This window comes from Streptomyces flavofungini (assembly GCF_041028215.1).
GTDB classification, from domain to species: Bacteria; Actinomycetota; Actinomycetes; order Streptomycetales; family Streptomycetaceae; genus Streptomyces; species Streptomyces flavofungini_B.
In genome coordinates, this window is the sequence record NZ_JASKYR010000484.1 from 1 (window position 1) to 5,637 (window position 5,637).

At 70.8% G+C, this 5,637-nt stretch carries 3 protein-coding genes; 1 reads left to right on the top strand and 2 read right to left on the bottom strand.

Translation table 11 applies throughout. The annotated features are described in order from the left end of the window. Positions 1-256: 256 nt before the first annotated feature. Both AB8Z36_RS27660 and metH read right to left on the bottom strand, forming a co-directional pair. Positions 257-952, bottom strand: a complete 696-nt coding sequence (locus AB8Z36_RS27660) for an HAD family hydrolase (protein WP_369216104.1) — start codon at positions 950-952, stop codon at positions 257-259. A 99-nt stretch (positions 953-1,051) separates the two neighbouring features. Then, complete coding sequence (gene metH, locus AB8Z36_RS27665) at positions 1,052-4,588, bottom strand: methionine synthase (RefSeq protein WP_369216105.1); 3,537 nt, start codon at positions 4,586-4,588, stop codon at positions 1,052-1,054. Between the two features lie 267 nt (positions 4,589-4,855). On the opposite strand from metH, the gene AB8Z36_RS27670 reads away from it, so the two are divergent. Further along, entirely contained in the window at positions 4,856-5,620 is a 765-nt protein-coding gene (locus AB8Z36_RS27670; RefSeq protein WP_369216106.1) for an IclR family transcriptional regulator, read from the top strand. Positions 5,621-5,637: the final 17 nt, after the last annotated feature.

A 5,637-nucleotide genomic window follows, 5' to 3' on the forward strand; every position in this document is an offset into this window, starting at 1 on the left:
GTTCTCGCGACGACATTAGTCCGCACCAGTTGAGCGCCGGAGGGGGCGGCGGCCGGGCGCCAATCACGCAGTGAAACCGGGCGCGGACGCATTGATAACCCGACACCGGAAGGATTCGTGCACGCTTCCATCAATCAGGACACAACGTCACGCCCCCAGCAGCCCCAGGAGGGGGTTCGGCACACGCCTGCCCCTCTGTCGACCCCCGTACGAGTGGGAAAGGTCACACACCGGACCGGGTTCGGAAACGGAACTGTCAGAGGGTCATGAGACCTTGCAGGAACGGCAGATCGACGTGTTCGAGGGACGGCACGACCGTGCGCCCGGCGCCCGCGGGGATCGGGGCGACCGACGGCACGGCCACCACCCGGCAGCCCGCGGCCTCCGCGGCGGCCACACCGGTCGCGGTGTCCTCGATGACGGCACATCGGGCGGGCTCGGCGCCGAGCCCGGAGGCGGCGAGCAGATAGGGGGCGGGGTGGGGCTTGGTGCGGGACACCTCGTCGCCCGCGACGGTGAGCGTGAAGTGGTGGGCGCCGATCGAGTCCAGGACGCGGTCGATGATGCGCCGGTGCGAGGCGGAGACCAGCGCCATGGGGACGTCGTGCGAGGCCAGTTCGGCGAGGAGCCTGGCGGCGCCCGGCATCAGCGGCAGCGTACGGCTGATGCGGTCCTCGAAGCCGTTGTTGAGCAGCACGGTGAGTTCCGCGACGGTGACGTCGGCGCCCGTGGACTCGATGAGGAAGGCCGCGCTGCGCGTCATGGGCCCGCCGACGACGACGTCGCGCCAGGCCTCGTCGAGCGTGTGGCCGAGCCGGGCGAAGACCTCGACCTCGGCGTCCCACCAGAAGCCCTCGGTGTCGACGAGCGTGCCGTCCATGTCGAGCAGGACGGCCTGGAGGGCGGACCCTTCGGCCGTTCGGGTGCCGAGCGCGGGAACCGTACTGGTCATGCGACCACACCTTCCATGAGGGACGAGAAGGCCGGTCGCCCGCCTAGACGGCAAGGCAACCGGCCTGCACTGGACCGACCAGTGTACGACTGACCCGGATCAGCGCGCGTTGAAGTACTTCGCCTCGGGGTGGTGGATGACGATCGCGTCCGTCGACTGCTCCGGGTGGAGCTGGAACTCCTCGGAGAGGTGGACGCCGATCCGCTCGGGCCGGAGCAGGTCGGCGATCTTGGCGCGGTCCTCCAGGTCGGGGCAGGCGCCGTAGCCGAGGGAGAAGCGGGCGCCGCGGTACTTCAGGGCGAACATGTCCTCCACGTCGGCCGGGTCCTCGCCGCCGAAGCCGAGTTCGGCGCGCACACGCGCGTGCCAGTACTCGGCGAGCGCCTCGGCCAACTGCACGGACAGGCCGTGCAGTTCGAGGTAGTCGCGGTAGGAGTCGGCGGCGAAGAGCTCGGCGGTGGCCTCGCCGATCCTCGATCCGACGGTGACGACCTGGAGGCCCACGACGTCGGTCTCGCCGGACTCCTCGGGGCGGAAGAAGTCCGCGAGGCAGAGCCGGCGGCCGCGGCGCTGGCGCGGGAAGGAGAAGCGGGTCCGCTCCGAGCCGTCGTCGTTGAGGATGATCAGGTCGTCGCCCTTGGAGACGCACGGGAAGTAGCCGTGCACGACGGCCGCCTCAAGGAGGTTCTTGGTGTGCAGCTCGTCCAGCCAGCCGCGCAGCCGGGGGCGCCCCTCGCTCTCGACGAGTTCCTCGTACGAGGGCCCGTCGCCGGTCCGTGCCTGCTTCAGGCCCCACTGGCCCTTGAAGAGCGCGCCCTCGTCGAGCCAGGAGGCGTACTCCTTGAGCTGGATGCCCTTGACGACGCGGGTGCCCCAGAAGGGCGGGGTCGGCACGGGGTTGTCGGTGGCCGTGTCGGAGCGGGCGGGGCCCTCGTCCTCGTTGACCTCAAGGACGGCCGCGTTCGCCCTGGTGGGGACGCGGCGCTGCTTGAGCTCGGGCAGGGTGGCGCCGGGCACGCCGCGCTTGACGGCGATGAGGGCGTCCATCAGGCGCAGGCCCTCGAAGGCGTCGCGGGCGTAGCGGACCTCGCCCTCGTAGATCTCGTGCAGGTCCTGCTCCACATAGGCGCGGGTCAGGGCGGCGCCGCCGAGGATCACCGGGAAGTCGGCGGACATGCCGCGCTGGTTGAGCTCCTCCAGGTTCTCCTTCATGATCACCGTGGATTTCACCAGGAGGCCTGACATGCCGATCACGTCGGCGCGGTGCTCCTCGGCGGCGTCCAGGATCGCGGCGACCGGCTGCTTGATGCCGAGGTTCACGACGTTGTAGCCGTTGTTGGACAGGATGATGTCGACGAGGTTCTTGCCGATGTCGTGGACGTCGCCGCGCACGGTGGCGAGGACGATGGTGCCCTTACCCTCGGCGTCGGACTTCTCCATGTGCGGTTCGAGGTGGGCGACGGCGGTCTTCATCACCTCGGCGGACTGGAGCACGAAGGGCAGCTGCATCTGGCCGGAGCCGAACAGCTCGCCGACGACCTTCATGCCCTCCAGGAGGGTGTTGTTGACGATGTCCAGGGCCGGGGTGTCCTGGAGCGCCTCGTCCAGGTCGGCCTCCAGGCCGTTCTTCTCGCCGTCGATGATGCGGCGCTGGAGGCGCTCGTCCAGCGGCAGGGCCAGGAGTTCCTCGGCCTTGCCCGCCTTCATCGACTTGGTGGAGACGCCCTCGAAGAGCTCCATGAGCTTCTGGAGGGGGTCGTAGCCCTCGGCGCGGCGGTCGTAGATGAGGTCGCGGGCGACGCCGACCTGCTCGTCGTCGAAGCGCGCGATCGGCAGGATCTTGGAGGCGTGCACGATCGCGGAGTCCAGGCCCGCCTTGACGCACTCGTCCAGGAAGACGGAGTTGAGCAGGACGCGGGCGGCCGGGTTGAGGCCGAAGGAGATGTTCGAGAGGCCCAGCGTGGTCTGCACGTCCGGGCGGCGCTTCTTCAGCTCCCTGATCGCCTCGATGGTGGCGATGCCGTCGCCCCGCGATTCCTCCTGACCGGTGCAGATGGTGAAGGTCAGGGTGTCGATGAGGATGTCGGACTCGTGGATGCCCCAGTTGCCGGTGAGGTCGTCGATCAGGCGCTCGGCGATGGCGACCTTGTGCTCGGCGGTGCGGGCCTGGCCCTCCTCGTCGATGGTCAGCGCGATCAGCGCGGCGCCGTGCTCCTTGGCCAGCGCGGTGACCTTGGCGAAGCGGGACTCGGGTCCGTCGCCGTCCTCGTAGTTGACGGAGTTGATGACGGCGCGCCCGCCGAGCTTCTCCAGGCCCGCCCGGATGACCGGCAGCTCGGTGGAGTCCAGGACGATGGGCAGGGTGGAGGCGGTGGCGAAGCGGCCCGCGAGCTCCGCCATGTCGGCGACGCCGTCCCGGCCCACGTAGTCCACGCACAGGTCGAGCATGTGCGCGCCCTCGCGGATCTGGTCGCGTGCCATCTCCACGCAGTCGTCCCAGCGGCCCTCCAGCATGGCCTCGCGGAACTTCTTCGAGCCGTTGGCGTTGGTCCGCTCGCCGATCGCCATGTACGAGGTGTCCTGGCGGAACGGCACCGTCTGGTACAGCGAGGCGGCGCCCGGCTCGGGCCTGGGGTCCCTGGGGACGGTCTGCACGCCGCGCACGCGCTCGACGACCTGGCGCAGGTGCTCGGGCGTGGTGCCGCAGCAGCCGCCGACCAGGGACAGGCCGTAGTCGCGTACGAAGCCCTCCTGGGCGTCGGCGAGCTCGGCGGCGGTCAGGGGGTAGTGGGCGCCGTCCTTGCCGAGGACCGGCAGGCCCGCGTTGGGCATGCAGGAGATCGGCACGCGCGAGTGCCGGGCGAGGTAGCGCAGGTGCTCGCTCATCTCGGCGGGGCCGGTCGCGCAGTTCAGGCCGATCATGTCGATGCCGAGCGGCTCCAGGGCCGTCAGGGCGGCGCCGATCTCGGAGCCGAGGAGCATCGTGCCGGTGGTCTCGACGGTGACCGAGCAGATCAGCGGCAGGTTGGCGCCGGTGGCGTCCAGGGCGCGGCGGGCGCCGAGGATCGCCGCCTTGGTCTGGAGGAGGTCCTGGGTGGTCTCCACCAGGAGCGCGTCGGCGCCGCCGGCGATCATGCCCTCGGCGTTGGTCTGGTAGGCGTCGCGCAGGGTGGCGTAGGGCGCGTGGCCGAGGGTGGGCAGCTTGGTGCCGGGGCCCATCGAGCCGAGGACCCAGCGCTGCTGCCCGGTCGACGCGGTGAACTCGTCGGCGACCTCGCGGGCGATGCGGGCCCCGGCCTCGGAGAGCTCGAAGTTGCGCTCGGGGATGTCGTACTCGCTCAGGGCGGCGAAGTTCGCGCCGAACGTGTTGGTCTCCACGCAGTCGACGCCGACCGCGAAGTACTCCTCGTGCACCGAGCGCACGATGTCGGGACGGGTGATGTTCAGGACTTCGTTGCAGCCCTCGAGGTGCTGGAAGTCCTCAAGGGTCGGGTCCTGCGCCTGGAGCATCGTGCCCATCGCGCCGTCGGCCACCACCACCCGGGTGGCGAGGGCCTCGCGGAGGGCGTCGGCCCGGGTCCTGCTCTCGGGCGGAACGGGCGTGGACTGCGACGACGGGGTTGGCGACGAGGCCATGAAAGAGCTCCCTGGAGTGCGACGGCTGTCGGCTTTGCGCCTTGGCTGCAAGGCGCACCCGGCCAGGGTAGCCGGGACCCTCGCCCCGCAGCCAAGGCGTCCACGGGGCGGACGGGTGGCCCCGGGGCGGCGTGAAGTGGTGCCCGACGGGGGAAACGGGGGCAACACAGGCTGTCCGGGCATTAGCGAGAGGTCGACAACGACCGATAGTGTTCAGCATTGTCGAACGTCGAGTGTTGGTGTTGGGGATCGGAGGTAGAGGCTGCGATGGCACGCAACATCCAGTCGCTCGAACGGGCCGCGGCGATGCTGCGGCTGCTCGCGGGCGGCGAGCGACGGCTCGGTCTCTCGGAGATCGCCTCCTCGCTCGACCTCGCCAAGGGCACGGCACACGGCATCCTGCGCACCCTCCAGGCGGAGGGCTTCGTCGAGCAGGACTCCGCCTCCGGCCGCTACCAGCTCGGCGCGGAGCTGCTGCGCCTCGGCAACAGCTATCTGGACGTGCACGAGCTGCGGGCCCGCGCCCTGGTGTGGACCGACGACCTGGCGCGCTCCAGCGGCGAGAGCGTCCACCTCGGCGTGCTGCACCAGCAGGGCGTGCTCATCGTCCACCACGTCTTCCGGCCCGACGACAGCCGCCAGGTCCTGGAGGTGGGCGCCATGCAGCCGCTGCACTCCACCGCCCTCGGCAAGGTGCTCTCCGCCTACGACCCGGTCGCGCACAACGAGGCCCTGGAGGCCGAGCGGCAGCCGCTCACGGCCCGTACGGTGACCGACCCCGAGGAATTCGAGGGCGTCCTCGACCTCACCCGCGCGCGGGGGTACGCGGCCGACGTCGAGGAGACCTGGGAGGGCATCGCCTCCGTCGCCGCGCCCATCCACGACCGGCGCCGCATGCCGGTCGGCGCGGTCGGTGTGACCGGCGCCGTGGAGCGGGTCTGCCGGGACGGGGAGCTGCGCCCCGAGCTGATCGCGGCCGTGCGGGACTGCGCCCGCGCCGTCTCGCGGGACCTGGGCGCCGGGCGCTTCTGAGCCGCGGGGCCCCTCTC